19 protein-coding genes are annotated in these 19,157 nt (G+C 72.0%); 12 read left to right on the top strand and 7 right to left on the bottom strand.

All coding sequences use genetic code 11. From position 1 onward, the window contains the following. The first annotated feature begins 43 nt into the window (after window positions 1-43). The 3 genes from AC07GB_RS08080 to AC07GB_RS08070 all read left to right on the top strand — a co-directional run bounded on the left by AC07GB_RS08080 (window position 44) and on the right by AC07GB_RS08070 (window position 2,608). On the top strand, window positions 44-655 hold the full coding sequence (locus tag AC07GB_RS08080) for a C39 family peptidase (protein WP_478842735.1): 612 nt from the start codon (window positions 44-46) through the stop codon (window positions 653-655). 48 nt (window positions 656-703) lie between these two features. Then, the gene (locus AC07GB_RS08075; protein ID WP_478842733.1) at window positions 704-1,921 is read left to right on the top strand and encodes an FAD-dependent monooxygenase; all 1,218 of its coding nucleotides are present in this window, start codon (window positions 704-706) and stop codon (window positions 1,919-1,921) included. A gap of 87 nt (window positions 1,922-2,008) precedes the next feature. Continuing rightward, window positions 2,009-2,608 carry a histidine phosphatase family protein gene (locus AC07GB_RS08070; protein WP_478842731.1) on the top strand — a complete coding sequence of 200 codons (600 nt, stop codon included), beginning with the start codon at window positions 2,009-2,011 and terminating at the stop codon, window positions 2,606-2,608. Between the two features lie 399 nt (window positions 2,609-3,007). Here AC07GB_RS08070 and AC07GB_RS08065 read toward each other — a convergent pair whose 3' ends face one another. The 3 genes from AC07GB_RS08065 to AC07GB_RS08055 form a co-directional block, all read right to left on the bottom strand. After that, window positions 3,008-3,640 carry a hypothetical protein gene (locus AC07GB_RS08065; RefSeq protein WP_478842729.1) on the bottom strand — a complete coding sequence of 211 codons (633 nt, stop codon included), beginning with the start codon at window positions 3,638-3,640 and terminating at the stop codon, window positions 3,008-3,010. Window positions 3,641-3,697: 57 nt separating this feature from the next. Further along, window positions 3,698-4,006 carry a hypothetical protein gene (locus tag AC07GB_RS08060; RefSeq protein ID WP_478842727.1) on the bottom strand — a complete coding sequence of 103 codons (309 nt, stop codon included), beginning with the start codon at window positions 4,004-4,006 and terminating at the stop codon, window positions 3,698-3,700. A gap of 578 nt (window positions 4,007-4,584) precedes the next feature. Beyond that, window positions 4,585-5,973: an RICIN domain-containing protein gene (locus AC07GB_RS08055; protein ID WP_478842725.1), complete on the bottom strand. Its 1,389-nt coding sequence runs from the start codon at window positions 5,971-5,973 to the stop codon at window positions 4,585-4,587. A 457-nt stretch (window positions 5,974-6,430) separates the two neighbouring features. On the opposite strand from AC07GB_RS08055, the gene AC07GB_RS08050 reads away from it, so the two are divergent. After that, entirely contained in the window at window positions 6,431-6,853 is a 423-nt protein-coding gene (locus AC07GB_RS08050) for an acyl-CoA thioesterase (protein ID WP_478843278.1), read from the top strand. A gap of 48 nt (window positions 6,854-6,901) precedes the next feature. Here AC07GB_RS08050 and AC07GB_RS08045 read toward each other — a convergent pair whose 3' ends face one another. Further along, complete coding sequence (locus AC07GB_RS08045; protein WP_478842723.1) at window positions 6,902-7,348, bottom strand: ATP-binding protein; 447 nt, start codon at window positions 7,346-7,348, stop codon at window positions 6,902-6,904. Window positions 7,349-7,504: 156 nt separating this feature from the next. On the opposite strand from AC07GB_RS08045, the gene AC07GB_RS08040 reads away from it, so the two are divergent. Both AC07GB_RS08040 and AC07GB_RS08035 read left to right on the top strand, forming a co-directional pair. Beyond that, a complete protein-coding gene (locus AC07GB_RS08040; RefSeq protein ID WP_478842721.1) occupies window positions 7,505-8,338 on the top strand; it encodes a helix-turn-helix domain-containing protein in 834 nt (277 codons plus the stop codon). Continuing rightward, window positions 8,335-8,586: a DUF397 domain-containing protein gene (locus AC07GB_RS08035; protein ID WP_478842719.1), complete on the top strand. Its 252-nt coding sequence runs from the start codon at window positions 8,335-8,337 to the stop codon at window positions 8,584-8,586. Before AC07GB_RS08040 ends, AC07GB_RS08035 begins: the two co-directional genes overlap by 4 nt. Here AC07GB_RS08035 and AC07GB_RS08030 read toward each other — a convergent pair. Further along, complete coding sequence (locus tag AC07GB_RS08030) at window positions 8,580-9,254, bottom strand: S1 family peptidase (protein ID WP_478842717.1); 675 nt, start codon at window positions 9,252-9,254, stop codon at window positions 8,580-8,582. The genes AC07GB_RS08035 and AC07GB_RS08030 overlap by 7 nt on opposite strands. 251 nt (window positions 9,255-9,505) lie before the next feature. Here AC07GB_RS08030 and AC07GB_RS08025 point away from each other — a divergent pair, with 251 nt between their 5' ends. From AC07GB_RS08025 to AC07GB_RS08005, 5 genes are all read left to right on the top strand, one after another. Beyond that, the gene (locus tag AC07GB_RS08025; protein ID WP_478842715.1) at window positions 9,506-10,336 is read left to right on the top strand and encodes an MOSC domain-containing protein; all 831 of its coding nucleotides are present in this window, start codon (window positions 9,506-9,508) and stop codon (window positions 10,334-10,336) included. A 163-nt stretch (window positions 10,337-10,499) separates the two neighbouring features. Next, window positions 10,500-11,705: a Cmx/CmrA family chloramphenicol efflux MFS transporter gene (locus tag AC07GB_RS08020; protein WP_478842713.1), complete on the top strand. Its 1,206-nt coding sequence runs from the start codon at window positions 10,500-10,502 to the stop codon at window positions 11,703-11,705. 10 nt (window positions 11,706-11,715) lie between these two features. Then, complete coding sequence (locus tag AC07GB_RS08015; protein WP_478842711.1) at window positions 11,716-12,294, top strand: TetR/AcrR family transcriptional regulator; 579 nt, start codon at window positions 11,716-11,718, stop codon at window positions 12,292-12,294. Next, window positions 12,291-13,121 carry a GNAT family N-acetyltransferase gene (locus tag AC07GB_RS08010; protein ID WP_478842709.1) on the top strand — a complete coding sequence of 277 codons (831 nt, stop codon included), beginning with the start codon at window positions 12,291-12,293 and terminating at the stop codon, window positions 13,119-13,121. The genes AC07GB_RS08015 and AC07GB_RS08010 overlap by 4 nt, the downstream gene beginning before the upstream one ends. A gap of 109 nt (window positions 13,122-13,230) precedes the next feature. Further along, window positions 13,231-15,579 carry an alpha-N-acetylglucosaminidase gene (locus AC07GB_RS08005; RefSeq protein ID WP_478842707.1) on the top strand — a complete coding sequence of 783 codons (2,349 nt, stop codon included), beginning with the start codon at window positions 13,231-13,233 and terminating at the stop codon, window positions 15,577-15,579. Here AC07GB_RS08005 and AC07GB_RS08000 read toward each other — a convergent pair. Beyond that, window positions 15,546-16,190, bottom strand: coding sequence for a DUF4360 domain-containing protein (locus AC07GB_RS08000; protein ID WP_478842705.1), 645 nt, complete (start codon window positions 16,188-16,190; stop codon window positions 15,546-15,548). The genes AC07GB_RS08005 and AC07GB_RS08000 overlap by 34 nt on opposite strands. Before the next feature lie 407 nt (window positions 16,191-16,597). Here AC07GB_RS08000 and AC07GB_RS07995 point away from each other — a divergent pair, with 407 nt between their 5' ends. Continuing rightward, window positions 16,598-17,461 (top strand): chitosanase, encoded by an 864-nt coding sequence (locus AC07GB_RS07995; protein WP_478842703.1) that lies wholly within the window; start codon window positions 16,598-16,600, stop codon window positions 17,459-17,461. A 34-nt stretch (window positions 17,462-17,495) separates the two neighbouring features. Here AC07GB_RS07995 and AC07GB_RS07990 read toward each other — a convergent pair whose 3' ends face one another. After that, window positions 17,496-18,881, bottom strand: a complete 1,386-nt coding sequence (locus AC07GB_RS07990; RefSeq protein ID WP_478843276.1) for a nucleobase:cation symporter-2 family protein — start codon at window positions 18,879-18,881, stop codon at window positions 17,496-17,498. Between the last annotated feature and the right edge of the window lie 276 nt (window positions 18,882-19,157).

Here is a 19,157-nt window from a genome sequence, read left to right as displayed (position 1 = left end):
CCGCGGTCCCCGCGGGCCCGTCACCGCGACGAGGAGCACGCCCGTGGTCGACTGCCCCACCTGCCAGGTCCCTTCCCTGACCCAGTTCGCCTCGCCCGGTCTGGTCGGGAGGATCGTGTACGAGGGGCACGACGCGGCCGAGGACCCCGCCTGGCGGGACTCGGGCGCGGCCACGCTCGACGACTACGCGCGCTGGTGCGGCCATCTGTGCGGCCTCACCTGCCTGCGGATGGCGCTCGGCGAGGGCGCCCCCTCGCTCTTCGAGCTGCGAGACGGCGCCCTCAAGTACGGCGCGTACACGGAGGACCCCGCGGACGGCACGATCAAGGGCCTGATCTACGCGCCGTTCGTCGAGTACGTGCGCGAAGCGCACGGCATCGAGGCGGCGGTGCACCGCCACCTCACGCTCGACGAGGTGGCCGATCTCGTCGACACCGGGCACACGGTGATCGCCTCCGCGCACCGCGAGATCCGCCGCCCGGGGCGCCCGGCGCCGGGCCGCGGCGGGCATCTGGTCCTGGTCACGGCGCGCACGGCGGACGGGGGCCTGCACTTCCACAACCCGTCGGGCATCGACGCGCCCACGCGCACGGCGTGGCTCCCGCGCGCGGAGTTCGAGCCGTTCTTCGCCGGGCGCGGTGTGTCCATGCGCTGACCGACGGTCATGACAGGACGTCACCCGCCCTGCCAGGATGGCGCGATGATGCATTCGGGCAGAGTCGCCGTGGTGGGCGGCAGCGTCGCGGGCTGCGCGGCCGCACTGGCCGCGCACCGGGGCGGCGCGGACGAGATCACCGTCTACGAGCGGGCCGCGGGCCGCCTCGCCGACCGGGGCCTCGGCCTCGCCGTGCACAACTCCCGGTACACGGAGCTGGAGTCGGCCGGGTATCTGGACGCGGACATGCAGTGGGTGCAGCTCGTCCGGCGCCGCTGGTACGTGCGCGACGACGCGGCGAAGGACCCGCGCGGGCACGCGATCGCGGTGATGCCGTTCCCGTTCCGGACGTACAACTGGGGCCCGCTGTGGGGCGAGTTGCGGCGCCGGGTGCCCGAGACGGTCACGTTCCGCACCGCCACGGCGGTCGCCGGGGTGCGGGCCTGCCCGGGCGGGGCCGTGGTGGAGACCGACGACGGCACGGAGCGGTTCGACGTGGTGGTCGGCGCGGACGGCTACCGCTCGGTGGTGCGCGAGGCGGTGTTCCCCGGCGTGCGGGCCGCGTACGCGGGCTATGTGGCGTGGCGCGGCGCGTACGCGGAGGAGCGCGTGCCCGATCCGGACCTGTGGGGCGTCGAGGACTGCGTGTACGCCGTGTTCGACGGTGGCCACGTGATCCTGTACCGCATCCCCGACGGGAGGGGCGGGCGCCGCGTGAACTGGGTGCTGTACACCGCGCCGCCGTCCGGCCTCGACGCGGACCTGGGCTTCGGCGACCCCCGGAGCCTGCCGCCCGGCGGCCTCACCGACACCCTGCGCGGCCATCTGTCGTACGTCGCCGACGTGCTGCTTCCGCCCTACTGGGGGTCGGTGGTGCGCGCCACCGAACCGGCCGAGCTGTTCCTCCAGCCCATGTACGACTACACCGCGCCGCGCTACACCCAGGGCCGGGTGCTGCTCGCGGGCGACGCGGCGACGGTGGCGCGCCCGCACACGGGGGCCGGCGCGGTGAAGGCCCTCCAGGACGCCACCGTCCTGGAGTCCGCCATCACCACGGCCGTGACCTGGCCCGACGCCCTGGAGTCCTACGACGCCGACCGCACGGTCGCGGGCCGCACCATGGTCGACCTGGGGCGGCAGCTGGGCCGCGCCCTCGTGCGGGAGACCCCCGCGTGGCGGTCGCTCGACCAGGGCGGCATGGAGGCGTGGTGGAAGCGGGCCGACGGCGCCGGGGCGTTCGGCGGTCGGGAGCTGCGGCGGAGGTGACGGCCGACCGGAAGGGGGACGGATCATGGAATACGGCCACCGCCCCGACGGTTCGCACTGAGCGGAACCGAGCAGAACGGAACGCACATGGGTGATCTCCTCCTGGTCCGGCACGGCGAGACCGAGTGGTCCCTGTCCGGGCAGCACACGAGCTGGACGGACATCCCCCTCACGGAGCACGGCCGCGAGCAGGCCCGGTCGCTCGCGCCGCTGATCGGGAAGTACCGGGTCGACGCGGCCTTCACCAGCCCCCGCGCGCGGGCGCGGGAGACCGCGGAGCTGACCGGCTTCGCGCAGGCGCGCGTGGACGACGACCTGGCCGAGTGGGACTACGGGGCGTACGAGGGCGTGACGACGGTGGAGATCCACCGGACGCGGCCCGACTGGTTCCTGTTCACGGACGGGGTGGCCGCGGGGCCGCCGGAGCATCCGGGTGAGTCCCCCGAGCAGGTCGGGGCGCGGGCCGATCGCATGCTCGCCAAGGTGGACGCGGCGCTCGCCAACACGGAGGGCAGTGTGCTCCTGGTGGCCCACGGTCACTTCCTCCGCGTCCTGGCCGCCCGCCGACTGGGCCTTCCGGCGGCGGCGGGCGCCCACTTCCAGCTGGCCACGGGCACGGTGAGCCGCCTCAGCTTCGAGCACGGCCGCCCCGTGGTGGCCACGTGGAACCTACGCCCCTCGGCGTAGCGCCCCTCGCGGCCCCCTGCCCCCGGCCCTCTCCGCTGCGCGGGCTTCTCCCCACCCACCCGCCCTTCATCGCCCGCCGGGCTCGCCCTCAATCGCCGGACGGGCCAGACCCCCATCGCGCTGACGCGCTCGTCCTCAAACGCCGGACGGGCTGGATGGTGCCACCGCGGACCGGATCTCGACAGCGGACCGAATACCGGATGCGGACCGGACCCCGTCTGTGGACCGGCCCCGTCCGTGGGTCCACAGGCGGCTGCTGACCCGCGAGGCTGCCGGTCCGCGGCCGGGAGCGGCCCGCACCGGAGATCTTCCAGCCTGTCCGGCGTTTGAGGACGAGGCGCGGAGCGCCGAAAAGGCGGGGCGGCAGCCCCGGAGCGCGGAGGGGCGTTCCCGCGAGGGCTAGGCGCGGCGCGGGGACACCAAGACGTACCGGCGGCCCGTGCGGGCGTCGCCGTGCTCGCTGACCAGCCAGCCCGCCCGCTCAAGCACCGCGCCGCAGGCCCGGACGCCCTCCCCCGAGGGCTCCCCCACCTCCACCGCGTCCGGCTGTGCCGTGTCCACCACGCGGTACCCCTCCCGGTCGGGCCCTGCCGGGACGCGGCCCGCCGCCTCCAGGGCTATCGCCACCGCCCGCACCTGGTGCGCCCGCTCCCACGCGCAGGGGGTGTCCCGGTCGCCGCCGGGGTTCGTCATGCGCCGCATCTCGACGATGCCGAGCCAGGCACCGCGCACTTCCCGCGCGCGCTCCGGCCCGTCCTCGCCGGGCGGGCCCTGCTCGGTGCCGGTGCGGGCCGTGAACACCCCGGCCTGCGCCTCCACCGGAGCCACCTCCGGCGCGGCCCCCACCGGCTCCTCCCGGACGCGGTGCCCCGCGGGCGTCAGGAAGTACGCGTGCGGCGGGCGGGGGTGCCGGAAGGCGAGCTGGAGCCGCACCAGTGCGGTGAGCTGCGCCTCCGTCCCCCGCAGGCGCCCCGTCACGGGGTCCGCCTCCGCGATGATCCGCCGCTGCGCGGCTGTCGTCGGCTTGGCCATGCTCCCGATACTGCCCCACCCCACTGACACCGGCCGCCCGACGCCGTTCACCCCAGGTCACCGGCCTTCTTCCTCGGCCTCCCCCACGAAATACAGGTAGCCATGAGAGGCGATCGCGAACTCGGCCGCCGCCCTCAGCTTCCGCACCGTGCTGTTCTTCACCCCTTCCGGAAGCCGGTCCAGCTCCGCCACGAACCCGGCCAGTTGCAGCTCGTTCAGCATCGTGTCCCCGTAACGCTGCACGAACCGCAGAGTGCTGCCCTCCGGAGCGGCCTCGCACAAGGCAAGGAAGGTACCTTTCCGGTCTTCATGGGTCGCGGCCATGCGCCCGCGGTTCTGGTCTTCGACGTAGACGACGAGAGGCATACGAGGCGTCCTCGGCCGCCTGCTGGCCGTACTCGATCGTGCGGGCCAGCGAAGCCGCGGCCTTGGCCGCCGCCTCCGCCGCTTCGGCGGCGTACGAGATCGCGTTCTTGGCCGACTTGCGGGCGTCCGCCGCGTGGCCGGCGGCCTTGGCGGCCCAGACATGCAGACGCTTGGGCGCGGGCCCGGTCGGCGATCGTGGCGCTGTCCGACGCGGAGGCCTTCGTGGCCTGGTAGGCGGTCTTACCGGCCGCGACCATCGCCTGCAAAGCCGCGAGGGACGCCTGAGTCACCTGCGCTTTCTGCTCACCGACGATGAGCCCTCGGCCGCGGGGCGCCCCCTTGGAGTCAGCGATCTTGTACGACTCGCGTTTCGCGACCTCGGTACGGGCAGCGGCCTTGGTAGCGATCACCAACTGGTCCTGGAGCAGGCCCAGCTGGCGTCTGCCCTCTTCCTCCGCGTCCGCGACGCCCTTCTTCGCCTGCTCGAACTGGGGCTTCGTCGGGTAGTCGAGGTCGTCGGTGCCGTTGTTCCCGGACGGCTTGACGTCGAACTTCTGGTGCCCGGTGCCGCTGCAGTTTCACAGCCGCGCGTTGGACCCGTTCTCGTACTTGGGCAGGTCGAGGCAGTTTCCGGTACCTATGTTCTTGAGCGTGCTCGTCCCGCGCGTGGAGTACTGCCACTTCTGTGCCGCCGAGCCGTTGCACCTCCAGATCTGTGCGGGCGCGCCATTGGCCGTGCTGGCGTCCTTGACGTCAAGGCACTTGCCGGAGTTGACGTTCCGCAGGCGCTCCCCGTCGATCTGCCACTTCTGCGCGGACGAGCCGTTGCACGTGTACAACTGCACCGGGGTGCCGTTGGCCCTGCCTCCCCCTTGCACGTCGAGGCACTTGCCTTGGGCGTCGTGCACGTACACGATCATGGGGCTGTCGCCGATCGCCCCCGGGCCTCCCAGTGACCAGTAGTTCTGCCAACGGGTGAGGTGGTCGGCCACCCAGGACTGGCCCAGCAGCTCGCCGAGCGCCTGGGTGCCCGTGGACAGCGCCCCTGTCGTCTCCTTGTTGGCGTTCAGGATGTCGTCACGCTGGGTGGCCTGTGAGGCGATCTCCTCCTGCCACTCCTTCGACGCGGCGGCGACCTCCTTGCCCAGTACGCGACTCGGATCGAACGGGCCCCGCCAGGCGCAGGCGCCGAACCGCGTCTTCAAGTCCTCCACCGCCACCCGGAACGGCAGACTGCCCTCTTCGGAGGCCACGCGCGGGAACCCGCCGGTCGTCAGGAACAGCCGAGCGTCGTCGGCCGACAGGGGGCGGAAGCCCTTGGTGAGGGCCTCCCACGCCTCGTGCTCGGCGTATGCCTTCCGCCACTCGTCGGTGGGGAGCGAGGAATCCGGGGCCTCCCCGTACAGCGGGCCGCCCACTTCGCGGAGCTTCGCGGCCTCCGTCTTCCCGGCCTTCGGCGTCGGGTCGTCGTAGAAGCCCTCTTCGTCCTTCCAGAACTGCTCGCTGATCCACGAGAGGTAGCCGACCTGGTTGAAGAAGCTCTTCTCGCCGTCGGGGGCCCAGTAGAAGCCGGTCTCCGTGAAGCCGGCGGGTGTGGGCAGCCCGTCGAGGGGCTCCTCCCAGACGTCCGCCCGCTTGTCGAGTTCGTCGCCCTTCTTGCCGGCCGCCGTCTCATCCTTCGCGAACGCCTTGCTGAGTGGGGTGCCTTCCCAGTAGTCGCGATTCGCAGCCACCCGCAGCTTGTCCGGTGACTGCCCGAGCGCCTCCTGAGCGGTGGCGAACATGTTCGGTCCGCCCATCCGCAGCGCTTCGGCCATCAAGCACTGATCCTGCCGGAGCTGGTCGGCGCCCTTGGCGTCGAACCCGTCGTAGGAGTCCGCCACGGGAACGCCGCGATCACGCATCGTCAGATCGGGGTGGACGGCGAGAGTCGCCAGAACGGCCAGGGTCAGGAGCAAAGGAAGCAAGAAGACGTACGTACGCCTCTTCCACGCCCCCCGGTGTGCCGGTTCAGTCAGCGCCCGATACGGCAGGGTGGTCCAGACCTGCGGAGCGCCGAGGGTCACCTTAGGTAGATGTCGCTGGCACGTAACAAGGGGTAACGGCGCATACGCGCTCGGTTGGCGCGAAAGCGCCGCCGGGCCACCCTCTACTGAACTTGTGCGCAACCTGTGCCCTACCTGGCCAGACCCTATGGAGCAGTCGTGATCATCGGCGGAGCGCAACGTGCGCATAACAGGGCCCAGTTGACTGAAAGTCAGCACCGGTCGCCGGGCGCCTTCGCCGACGCAAAGACGCACCTCCGGATTGGGCACGCCCACGAAGCTCGGCCAGGAATGCCGGGCAGCCGCAGGGGGTTGAAGGCCCTGCAAGCCGTGTACCGACAGAAAAGGGAGCACCGTGGCGCAGCAGCAGGGGGATTCCGTGGCGGAGGGGTACTCCGTCGGGATTGTCGTGCGGGGGTACGAGACGGACGCGCAGGGGCATCTGAATCAGGCCGTGTATCTCCAGTACGCGGAGCACGCGCGGTGGTCGATTCTGATGGAGGCGGGGATCCGGCAGGCGGACATGCTGTCGAAGGGGGTGGGTCCCGTGGCGCTGGAGAACACCGTGCGGTACCGCAGCGAGCTGCGGGCCGGGGACGAGGTCTCCGTGTCGTGCCGGTTCCTGTGGGGCGAGCGGAAGACCTTCAGGATCGAGCAGATCTTCACCAAGCCGGACGGCACGGTCGCGGCGGAGCTGACCGGCGTGGGCGGGCTGCTCGACCTGAAGGAGCGGCGCATGGTCGACGACCCGAAGGAGTACTTCCGGGCGCTCGCGACGGACGCGCGGGTCCTCGGCCTGTAGGTCAGCCCACGGTGAGGGCCTCCAGGCCCCCGGCGTCCGCACGCTCGCTCAGGCGCCGGACGGGCCTGGTCGTCTGTTCAGGTTCGCCCAGACCGTCTTGCCGATCACCCGGCCCTCCACGCCCCACTCCTCGGCAAGCGCCGCCACGAGGACGAGTCCTCGGCCCGACTCCGCCTCCTGTGGCGGCAGCCGGGCCTCCTCGGGCGGCGCGCACTCCGCCCGCGTGTCCGACACCTCGATCCGCAGCGTCCCCGCGAGCAGCAGCAGCCTCAGCTCGAAGCTGCGCCCGGGGACCCGCCCGTGCGTCGCCGCGTTCGCGGCCAGCTCGGCGACGATCTGTGCCGCCGCGTCGGAGAGTTCGCTGCCGTAAGGGATGCCCCAGCCGTCGAGCCGGGCGCGGGCGAGCCTTCTCGCGAGGCGGGCCCCGCGCGGGCCGGCGGTGATACGCCGCGTGAACACATGTGCTGGTGTGGGAGTTTGCACCTGGGGTGGCATGCGAACCACGGTGACCGTGTGAACGCGCGCTTCGGGAGGCACAAAACTCGTACGCTCCGTAAGTGTACGAGTGCGAAACGTAGACAGCGGGAGTAACAGCCCGTAATCATGGGCGCGTTGGCGGGGACGGTAAGCGAGCGTCAGGGGATACCCGTGATGTCGTCAAGCACGCAGGGCTCTCAGGAGCCCGAACCGACCGATGGACTCAAGGCGTTCGGCGCCGCACTGAAGAGCTTCCGCAAACGGGCCGGGTACACGCAAGAGACCCTGGCCCCCGAGATCGGCTACTCGACCCACTTCATCGCATCCATCGAGCAGGGCAGGCGCTTCCCGCCGCCGCGCTTCGTGGACCAGGTGGAGGTCACGCTGGACGCCTTCGGGACGCTGCGGCTGATGGTGAACCAGCTGACGCGACAGCGGGGCCTGGCCGCGTGGTTCCGGCAGTGGGCCCAGCTTGAGCAGGAAGCCCTCAACCTCTGCACGTACGAGTGCAGGTTGATCCCAGGGCTGCTACAGACGGAGGCGTACGTCCGCAGGTTGTTCAGCACCCGCGTGCCCGCCCTGTCGGACCAGGAGCTGGAGGACCAGGTGGCCGCACGACTGGAGCGCCAGAACCTGCTCCAGGAACGGCCGAACACTGGCTTCAGCTTCATCATCGAGGAGCACATCTTCATGCGCCGCACCGGCGGCATCGACGTGACGCGCCAACTCATCGATCGCGTACTGGAAGCGGCGACGCCGCGCAACGTCGAGGTGCAGATCATGCCACTGGAGCGGGACGTTCACTGCGGGCTCGACGGGCCCATCCAGCTCCTGGAAACCCCTGAGAACAGGTGGTTCGGGTATTGCGAAGGTCCGGAGAGCGGGCAGCTCATCTCAGATCCAAAAGTGATCAGCACGCTTCAGATGCGGTATGCCAAACTGCGCACACAGGCCCTCACCCCTGAGGACTCCGTGATCCAGTTGGAGCGACTGCGAGGAGCGCTATGAGCACTGACCCTGAACTGGAGTGGTTCAAGAGCAGCTACAGCAGCGGAAGTTCGGGTGACTGCGTAGAGGTTGCCCTCTCTTGGCACAAGTCGAGCTACAGCGGCGGGAACGGTGACGACTGCATAGAGGTAGCCACCTGCCCCACCACCATCCACATCCGCGACTCCAAGCGCCCGGCCGGGCCCCGACTGGCCGTCGCCCCGGACGCCTGGGCCGACTTCGTGGCGTACGCGGGCGGCGCTCAGTAGCCCACCCGCAGCCCGTGCATGCTGAGCACCGGCGCCAGGGGCTGGTAGTACGTCGTCCCGCCGGAGGCGCAGTTGCCGCTGCCGCCGACCAGGAAGCCGAGCGCGGCGTCGCCGCCGAAGGCGGGGCCGCTGGAGTCGCCGGGCTCGGCGCAGATGTTGGTGCGGAAGAGGCCGCTGACCGTGCCCTGCGGGTAGGTGATGGAGGCGTTCACGGCCTGGACGGTGCCGCAGTGCGTCCCCGTCGTGGGTCCGACGCGGCACGCGGACTGGCCCACGACGGGGTTCGCGGCCCGGTTGATGCGGATGATCCGCATCCCCGCGACGACCTCGCTCGGGTACGAGTAGTCGGGGTTGGTGTACCGCACCAGCGCGTAGTCCCTGCCGGGGAAGACGGCCGTCTCGGTGATGCCCACCTCGATGGTGAGGCGCGGGTCGGCGTACCACTTGGTGCCGACGGCACCGCACTGGCCCGCCATGATCCCGTAGTAACGGGTGCCGGTGGTGGCGTTGAAGGAGACGACGCACCGCCCGGAAGGGCTGAAGAGCAGGGTGCCGCCGCGCAGCGGTGTCTGCGCGGGGGCGGCGGTGGCGGCGGGGGCCGCGATCAGGGCGAGGGTGCCCAGGAGTGCGGCGCATAAGAGCTGGGCGAGGGCGGTGCGGAGCCTCATGGCGTCTCCAGTGGGGGGAAGGGTGAGGGCGGCGCCGCCATTGTGGCGGGAGCGGGCGCGCGCGGGCGATCGGGCGGACGCCGACCGTTACAGAGACGGGCCGCCCGGCACGCACGGTGATCCTTTTCGTTGGGCAAAAGGCATTGATGCCGCGCCGGTCGGCGAACGATGCTGAGGCGGACGGGGAAGATCGACCTCCAGACCGACCGAAGGGCAGCTCCCATGGACGACGTCGCAGCGATCGGACCGGCATGGCAGCGGTAGTCACGGACCTCATCACGTATCCGGTCAAGGGGTGCGCCGGAGTGACCCTCACGGAGAGCGACCTGACGCCGGCGGGGCTCGCGCACGACCGCGTGTTCATGGTGGTCGACGACTCGGGCGTGTACCGCACGCAGCGCAAGACCCCCCGGCTCGCGGTCATCCGCCCCGAGGTGAGCTGGGACGGCGCACGGCTCACGCTGCGGGCCCCGGCCGCGGACCCGCTTGAGATCGCGGTGGACGTCGATTCGCCGCGCCGCGACGTGGACCTGTTCGGGGCGCCGTTCCGGGCCGTCGACCAGGGGGCGGACGCGGCCCGGTGGCTGTCGGACGTGCTCGGCACGGACTGCCGTCTGGTGCGGGTGCCGCCGGAGCACGAGCGGGTCACCGACGGGCTTCACCCGGGTACGTCCGGCTTCGCCGACAGCGGCGCGCTGCACCTGCTGTCGCGGGCGTCGTACGACGACCTCAACGCCCGCATCGAGGCGGCGGGGCGCGCGCCCGTCACCCTGAGCAGGCTGCGGCCCAACGTCGTCGTCGACGGGTGGGACGAGCCGCACACGGAGGACTCCGTCAGGAACGTCGGCATCGGCAACACCGAGCTGGGCTTCGCCAAGCTCGCCCTGCGCTGCGCGGTCACCCTCGTCGACCAGGCGTCGGGTGAGCGGGTCGGGCCGGAGCCGCTGCGTACGCTGGCCGCGTATCGGAGGCAGCCGGGGGGTGGGGTGGCCCTGGGGGCCAAGTTCTCGGTGCTGCGCACGGGCAAGTTGGCCTTGGGCGATGAGCTGGACGTCACCGTCTGGGAGCCTGCCGCCGAGTAGTTGCCTGCGGGCGGGTGGGGGCTGGTCGCGCAGTTCCCCGCGCCCCTTACGGGGCGCACACCCCGCCCATGTTTTGAAGCGATCGCTTCAGAACGTGCTACCGTCCATCCCGGTTTTGAAGTGACCGCTTCAGAACTCACGTGCACATCAGGGAGGGACACCCATGCCGCTCGCCGTCTACGTGTTGGCGCTCGGGATCTTCACGCAAGGGACATCGGAGTTCATGCTGTCCGGCCTTCTGCCGGGCATGGCGGAGGACTTGGGGGTGTCCATCCCCGACGCGGGGCTGCTGATCTCGGCGTTCGCGATCGGCATGGTCGTCGGGGCGCCGCTGCTCGCCGTGGCGACGCTGCGGTGGCCGCGCCGGACGGCCCTGGTGCTGCTGCAAGCGGTGTTCGTGGCGGGCCACGTGGTGGGCGCGGTGGCACCGGGGTACGGGCTCCTCTTCGCGACGCGGATCGTCAGCGCGCTCGCGTACGCGGGCTTCTGGGGCGTGGCCGTGGCGACGGCGGTGGCGCTCGTGCCGAGCGAGGCGAAGAGCAAGGCGGTGGCCCTGGTCGCGGGCGGTCTGACCCTCGCGACGATCGTCGGCGTGCCCGCGGGGACCGTACTGAGCCAGTCGGCGGGGTGGCGGGCCGCGTTCTGGGCGGTCGCGGCGGCGACGGTGGTGAGCCTGGTGTGCACGGTGGTGGCGGTGCCGGGCGGCGAGCGGGGCGAGGCGCCGTCCGTGCGGGCGGAGCTGCGCGGCATGGCGCGCCCGCAGCTGTGGCTCTCGTACGCCGTCACGGCCTTCGCCTTCGGCGCGGTCATCGTGACCTTCAGCTACCTGGCCGCGCTGCTCACCGACGAGACGGGCCTGGGCGAGGGGTGGGTGCCCGCGGTGCTCGCGCTGTTCGGGGCGGGCGGCATGCTCGGCCTGGTCGTCGGCGGCCGGACGGCGCGGACGCACGCGGTCGCCACGCTCGTGTGGGGGCTCGGCGCGCTCGCGGCGGTCTCGGCGGTGCTCGCGCTGACCGCGGGCTCGGCGGTGGCCGTCGTGGTGGCGCTGGTCTTCCTGCTCGGCATGGCGGGGTACGTCACCAACCCCGCGCTCCAGTCGCGGGTGTTCACGCTCGCGCCGGACGCGCCCACGCTCGTCGGCGCGACCAACACGGCGGCGTTCAACGTCGGCAACACCCTCGCCCCGATGCTCGGCGGCCTCGCCATCGACGCGGGCCACGGCTACGCGGCCGTCGCGTGGGTCGGGGCCGGGCTCGCGGCGCTCGGCTGCGCGGCGGCGGTGGGAGCGGGGATCCTGGAACGGCGGGCCGCCCCGACACCTTCCGCTTCGGCGTCGGCTAGTTTTGAAAAGGTATTCCAAAACGGGTAGGGTCCGGTCCATGGCCAGGCCACGACAGTTCGACGAGGACCGCGTCATCACCGCGGCCATGGAGACCTTCTGGCGCCGCGGGTACGAGGGCACGTCGACACGCGACCTGTGCGAGTCGACGGGCCTCGGCCCGTCGAGCCTCTACAACACCTTCGGCGGCAAGCGCGAGCTGTATCTGCGCGCCCTCGACCGCTACTACGACACGGTCACCGCCGCGCAGGTCGAGCGGCTCCAGTCCCCCGGCTCCGCCAAGGAGCGGCTGCGCGCGATGATGCTGCACTCCCTGGAGAGCGACCTGGACGCCGACGACGGCCGCGGCTGCTTCGCCATCAACGCGGCGATCGAACGGGCCGGCCTCGACGGCGACGTCCGCCGCGCCGTGCGCCGCGGCTTCGACCGCGTCGAGGACGAGGTGTGCGCGGTGACCCGGGCCGGACAGGCCACCGGCGAGATCTCCCCCGCCCGCGACCCGCGCGAGGTGGCACGCCTGGTGCAGAGCACGTACTACGGCATGCGCGTCCTGGCCCGCGTACGGGACGACCGAAAGGCCCTGACGACGACCATCGACACGGTCCTGGAGGAGCTGTGACCGGCCCGGAGGCGCTCGACGCGGCCGAGCGGAACCTCGCCGCTCACGCCGGGCACCTCCACCGCTTCCTGCCGGGGGCCCGCGTCGCCGACAGCGGGGACCTGGTCGTCGCGGACAGCGGGATCGACGACGACACCTTCAACATCGTCGCCGCGGCGCGGTTCACCGCCGAGGACGCGGACGCCCGCGTCGCCGCCACCGTGGCGGAGCTGACCGGCACCGGGCGGGCCTTCTCCTGGTGGGTGGGTGACACCTCGACGCCGGGTGACCTCGGCGCGCGCCTCGCCGCCGCCGGGCTTCCCGCGGCCGGGACCGAGACCGGGATGTGCCTTGACCTGGGCGCCGCCCCGCCGCCCGCGCACGCGGACGGCCTGGAGATCAGGACTGTGACCACGGCCGCCGAACTCGCCGCGTACGCCGCGATCCTGGCCGCCAACTGGGAGCCCCCGGCGGCGACGGTCCGCGCCTTCTACGCGGCCGTCGCCGAGGGGGCGCTCGCCGCGGACTGCCCCGCCCGCTACCTGGTGGGGTACGTCGACGGGCGCCCGGTGTGCACCGCCGAGGCCTTCCTGCACGCGGGCGTCGCCGGGATCTACAACATCTCGACCCTCGCCGCCGACCGGCGCCGCGGCTACGGCGGGGCCATCACCCTGGCCGCGCTGCACGCGGGGCGCGCCGCCGGGATGCGGACGGCGGTGCTCCAGGCGTCACCGGAGGGCGAGGGCGTCTACCGCGCGCTCGGCTTCGCGGCCTGCGGCACCTTCACCGAGTACGCCGTGGTCAGCGAGCGCGCCGACCCGGGCCTTCCGGCCACGTCGACCCGATGAAGGGCCCGCGCCCTGACCTCGCGGGTCTGGTGGTGGGTTAGCGGGCGGGGCCTTGCGGGGCAGGAGTCACCTCGGTGTCCGCCGCGCTCGCCCGACCCCGGGAGCCGCCATGCCCCAGTTGCCCCGCCGCACCCTGCTCGCCGCCCTCGCCGGCTCGGCCGGGACCGCCGTGGCCTGCTCCGGGGGGAGCGCGGCCGACGGTGACTCGCGGACACCCGGGGGCGGGACCGGGGCCCCCGGGAGCGCCGCGGCCGCGGCCCGGCGGCTGCTGCCCCGGCACGCGGACCAGATCGCGTTCGAGGCCTCCGGGGCTCCGGACACCTACCGCGTGTCCGGGGCGCGCGGGCGCCTCACCGTGGCGGGGCCGACCCCCGCGGTCCAGCTCAAGGGCCTGTACCACTACCTGAAGCACGTCTGCCACGCCAACATCACCTGGGCGGGCCACCAACTCGCCCTGCCGAAGCTGCTGCCCGCGCCCGGCACACCGGTCACCGGGCGGGCGAACACCCCGCACCGGTTCGCCCTCAACGACACCAACGACGGCTACACGAACGCGTACCACGACTGGTCGTACTGGGAGCGCGAGATCGACGTACTCGCGCTGCACGGCTACAACGAGGTCCTGGTGTACGCGGGCGCGGACGCCGTCCACCACCGGCTGTTCCAGGAGTTCGGGTACGGCGACGAGGAGCTGCGGGCCTGGGTGCCGGGGCCCGCGCACCAGCCGTGGTGGCTGCTCCAGAACATGGCGGCCTTCCCGCACCCGGTGTCCCGGCAGCTCCTGGAGCGGCGCGCCCGGCTGGGGCGGCGCATCGCGGACCGGCTGCGCGCGCTCGGCATGACGCCCGTGTTCCCCGGCTACTGCGGCACCGTGCCACCCGGCTTCGCCGAGCGGAACCCGGGGGCGCGGACCGTGCCGCAGGGCGACTGGCTGGGCTTCGCGCGGCCCGACTGGCTGGATCCGCGCACCGGCCCCTTCGAGCGGGTCGCCGCCGCCTTCTACCGTGTCCAAGGCGAACTCCTCGGACCGTCCACGATGTACAAGATGGACCTGCTGCACGAGGGCGGCAGGCCCGGTGACGTGCCGGTGGGCGAGGCCGCCCGGGGCGTCGAGCGGGCGCTGCGGGCCGCGCGCCCGGACGCCCTGTGGGTGATCCTCGGCTGGCGGCGCAACCCGCCGAAGGCCCTCACGGACGCCGTCGACAAGGACCGCGTACTCGTCGTCGACGGCCTGTCCGACCGCTTCCCGTACGTCACCGACCGCGAGGCCGACTGGGGCGGCACGCCGTACGCCTTCGGCTCGATCTGGAACTTCGGCGGGCACACCGCGCTCGGCGCGAACACGCCCGACTGGGCGCGGCTCTACGAGCGGTGGCGCACCAAGGACGGCAGCGCCCTGCGCGGCATCGCGCTGCTGCCGGAGGCCGCCGACAACAACCCCGCGGCCTTCGAGCTGTTCTCCGAACTCGCCTGGCGTCAGGGCGACTTGGACTTGAAGGAGTGGTTCACGCAGTGGGCCACCAGCCGGTACGGCGGCGCCGACGCGCATGCCGCGCGCGCCTGGGACGTGCTGCGCCGCACCTGTTACGGCACCACCCGCGCCGACGGGTGGGCCGAGGGCGCCGACGGCCTGTTCGGCGCGCGGCCCGCCCTCACGGTGCGCTCCGCCGCTTCCTGGTCGCCGAAGGAGCTGCGCTACCCGGCCGCCGACTTCGAGCCCGCGCTCGACGAACTCCTGCTGGTACGGCGAGAGTTGAGGAACTCGTCCGCGTACCGGCGCGACCTGCTCGACGTGGCGCGCCAAGCCCTGTCGAACCGGAGCCGGGTGCTGCTGCCCCGCGTCAGGGCGGCGTACGAGGCGCGGGACACCGCCCTCTTCGAGCGGCTCACCCGCACCTGGCTGCACCTGTTCGATCTGCTCGACCGCCTCGCCGCCACCGACGCCCGGCAGCTGCTCGGGCGGTGGGTGGCGGATGCCCGCGCCTGGGGCGCCGACGACCGCGAGCGCGACCAACTCGCCTACGACCAGCTGTCGCTGGTCACCGTGTGGGGCACCCGCGCCGGCGCCGACGCGGGGCTGAACGACTACGCCAACCGCGAATGGGCGGGCCTGGTCGGCGGCCTGTACCGGTTGCGCTGGACGACGTACTTCGACGAGCTGCGCGCCGCGCTCGCCGAGGGCCGCGAGCCGCGGGCCTTCGGCCGGGCGGACTGGTTCGCCCTGGAGGACCGGTGGCTCCGCGAACCCGGACGCCTCGCCGTGACCCCCACGGGAGACACGTACACGATCGCGAAGAAGGTACGTGACGCGCTCGCCGGATCCCGCTCGCGCGGGTCTTTCGCCGCGCCCCCGGCCGGACTCTTCCGCCGGAGGCGCGGCCCCCTCACCAGGAGCTGTCTGGTCAGCACCTCACCCGGGCTCGGTCAGTTCGGGCACTCCTTCCACTTCACGCGGTAGATCGTGCTGATGGCCCCGTCGGTGGAGTCCATCGTCATGAAGCTGGTCTTGGTGCGGTCCGAGGTGCCGACGTCGACCCGCAGCTCGGTGTTGATGTTGAAGTTGCGCTTCTTGCCGCAGGGTGCCCACACCAGCTGGGTGACCTCGGTCTCGTCGGTGGCCTGCCAGTTGTCGGCGACCGGGCCGGAGAAGATGTGGGACTTGGCGCCGGTGTCGGGCGAGCCCTGGAAGTAGTACGAGGCCTTCTCCGTGCCCTTGGCGCCCCGCTCCAGCGAGGCGAAGCCGCGGTAGTCGGCGCTCGCGATCGCGTAGGTGAAGCCCTGCGGGACGTGCACGATCAGGCTGAGCTGGCAGTTCTTGCGGAACGCCGTGGGGGCGGAGCTGCCGCCCGCCTGGGCGAGGTAGTCGCTGTAGGTGACGGTGAACGCCGTGTTGTCCTGGGAGACGGCGACGGCCGCCGTCCCTCTCGGGCAACCCGAACCGTTCACGGTCGCGATCTCGATCACGATCTTGTCGGGCGGCGGGTCACTGAACTCGGTCGGGTCGTGAGCGGGCAGACCCGCGGCGAGCAGGGTGGCGAGGGCGCCACCGGCGAGCAGTGCAGCGGACATGGTGGTGGTTCTCCCATCGAGTGCTTCGGCCCGTGGCGGCACGCACGCAGGGCGTGCCGCCGCGAGGTGGGGGATGGAGCGTGTGCTGGGAGGAACTGACTCAGCCATCGCACGGGTCCGCTCACGGGTCGGCGACCGGTCGGCGTGCGATGAGCGGAGGCTGAGGGTGCTGGGATCGTACGGACCAGCGTGAGCAGCGACTAGGGCGATGACCGGCCATGTGCGAGCGCGCTCCTGGGCCCGCTGGGGCCCGGCGGCGTGCCGCGTCGGGGGACCGCCTCGGCTCCTGTGCCGCGCACCGGACCGTGCTTGACGGGTATACGTCATCTCCGTTCTCTGGTAGGAAACCTTCCTAACAAAGCGCGATCCGCACACGGCACCACGAAATCCCCCCTCTGGAGGCCCCGTTGCACTCCCCTCGCACCCCCCACCCCACCAGCACGCGACGCGCCGTCGTCGGACTGATAGGCGCGGCCCTGATAGCGGGCCCCCTGCTCACCACCCAGTCCGCGGGCGCGGCGCCCGCGCCCCGCGCCGCGACCCCCGCGGGCACCGCCGCCGCGGGCCTGGACGACCCGGCGAAGAAGGAGATCGCCATGAAGCTGGTCTCCAGCGCGGAGAACTCCTCGCTCGACTGGAAGGCGCAGTACAAGTACATCGAGGACATCGGTGACAAGCGCGGCTACACCGCGGGCATCATCGGCTTCTGCTCCGGCACCGGCGACATGCTCGACCTCGTCGAGCTGTACGCCGAGCGCAAGCCCGGCAACGTCCTGGAGAAGTACCTGCCCGCGCTGCGGCGCGTGAACGGCTCCGACTCCCACGCGGGCCTGGACCCGAACTACACCAAGGACTGGAAGAAGGCCGCGCAGGACCCGGCCTTCCAGCGGGCGCAGAACGACGAGCGCGACCGCGTGTACTTCGACCCGGCCGTCAAGCAGGGCAAGGCCGACGGCATCGGCGTGCTCGGGCAGTTCGCGTACTACGACGCGATCGTCATGCACGGCGACGGCGGCGACAGCACCAGCTTCAGCAACATCCGCAAGCGCGCCCTGCGCACCGCCAAGCCTCCGGCGCAGGGCGGCGACGAGGTCACCTACCTCAACGCCTTCCTCGACGCCCGCGTCTGGGCCATGAAGCAGGAGGAGGCGCACGAGGACACCAGCCGCGTGGACACCGCCCAGCGCGTCTTCCTCAAGAAGAGGAACCTGAACCTGGACCCGCCGCTGGACTGGAAGGTCTACGGCGAGGCGTTCCACATCTCCCGCTGAGCAGCAGGTCCTGCCACGATGGGCCGTCCGTCGGCTACCGGTCCATCGTGGCGGGGCGCGCGGTTCCCCGCGCCCCTTCGGGGCGCTGCCCCCGGAGCCGGATCTCGGAGATCTCGTCGCCCGGCTCCATCGGGGCGGTGACCTCGTCGTCCTCGCTGCCCTTGCCGATGTGGTTGAAGAGGAGGTTGAGGACGACCGCGGCGACGCAGCCCGTGGAGATGCCGGAATCCAGGATGATCCTCGCGGTCTCCGGGAACGCGTGGTAGAACTCCGGCGCCGAGATCGGGATCAGGCCGACGGCCAGGGACACCGCGACGATCAGGACGTTGTTGTCCTTGTCCAGGCCCGCCTTGACCAGGGTCTGGATGCCGCTGGCCGCGACCGAGCCGAAGAGCACGACGCCCGCGCCGCCGAGCACCGGCCGGGGCACGACCGCGATCAGCGAGGCCGCCATCGGGCACAGGCCCATCAGGACGAGGAAACCGCCGCCGGTCGCCACGACGTAGCGGCTGCGGATCTTCGTCATCGCCACCAGGCCGATGTTCTGCGCGAAGGCGCTGCACATGAAGCCGTTGAACAGCGGGCTGACCGCCGAGCCGAGGGTGTCGGCGCGCAGGCCCGCGGCGATGGTCTTCTCGTCGGCGGGGCGGTCGACGATCTCGCCGAGCGCGAGCATGTCCGCCGTGGACTCCGTCATGGAGACGACCATGACCACGCACAGGGAGACGATGGCGGCCGCCGTGAACTGCGGGGCGCCGAAGTGGAACGGCGTCGGGAAGCCGACCACGTCCGCCTGCGTGACCGGGTCGAAGTCCGTCACACCGAACGGGATGGCCACTAGGGTGCCGACGACCAGGCCGAGCAGGACCGCGATCTGCTTCACGAAGCCGCGGGTGAACCGGCGCAGGAGCAGCACGATCAGCAGGGTGATGCCCGCGAGGGCCAGGAACTTGCGCGAACCGTAGTCGTCGGCCCCGGGGTTCGGGCCCTGCGCCCAGCCGAAGGCCACCGGCATCAGGGAGATGCCGATGAGCGTGATGACCGTGCCGGTGACGACGGGCGGGAAGAAGCGGACCGCCTTGGAGAAGAACGGGGCCGCGACGAAGCCGAGGATCCCGGCGACGATCACCGCGCCGAAGATGACGGGGAGCGCGTCGTCCTTGTCCTTGGTGGAGTCCACGACCGCGAGCATCGGCGCGACGCCCGCGAAGGTGACGCCGTTGACGAACGGCAGGCGGGCGCCGATGTTCCAGACGCCGAGGGTCTGGAGGAACGTGGCAAGGCCCGCGGTGAACAGGCAGGCCCCGGTGAGGAAGGTCAGTTCGGTGGCGGAGAGTCCCACCGCGGCGCCGACGATCAGCGGCGGTGCCACGACGCCCGCGTACATCGCGGCGACGTGCTGAAGGCCGGTGGTGGCCATCTTGAGCGCCGGGAGGCGCTCGTCAACTGGGTGCTGGGCAGCGGCAGTCGCTGCGTCCTTGCGGGAACTTGGCTTGGCCACGGCGGACCCTCCGGTCGGTTACACGTCACCGGGTGACGCGGGTATCAGGGAGGTGGTGCAGTGGAACAGGTGAGAGGTAGGGGTCCGGGGGGGGGGGGGGGGGGGGGGGAAGGAGAAGGAAGGAGAGGGGGGACCCGCCATGGTTACCCGGAGGGGGAGAGGGGAGGGACCACCCCGCAATACAAATAGGCGCGT

Source organism: Streptomyces sp. NPDC045778 (genome assembly GCF_056431945.1).
Note: the sequence above shows the minus strand (reverse complement) of the source record. Positions and strands in the feature narration are given on the sequence as shown.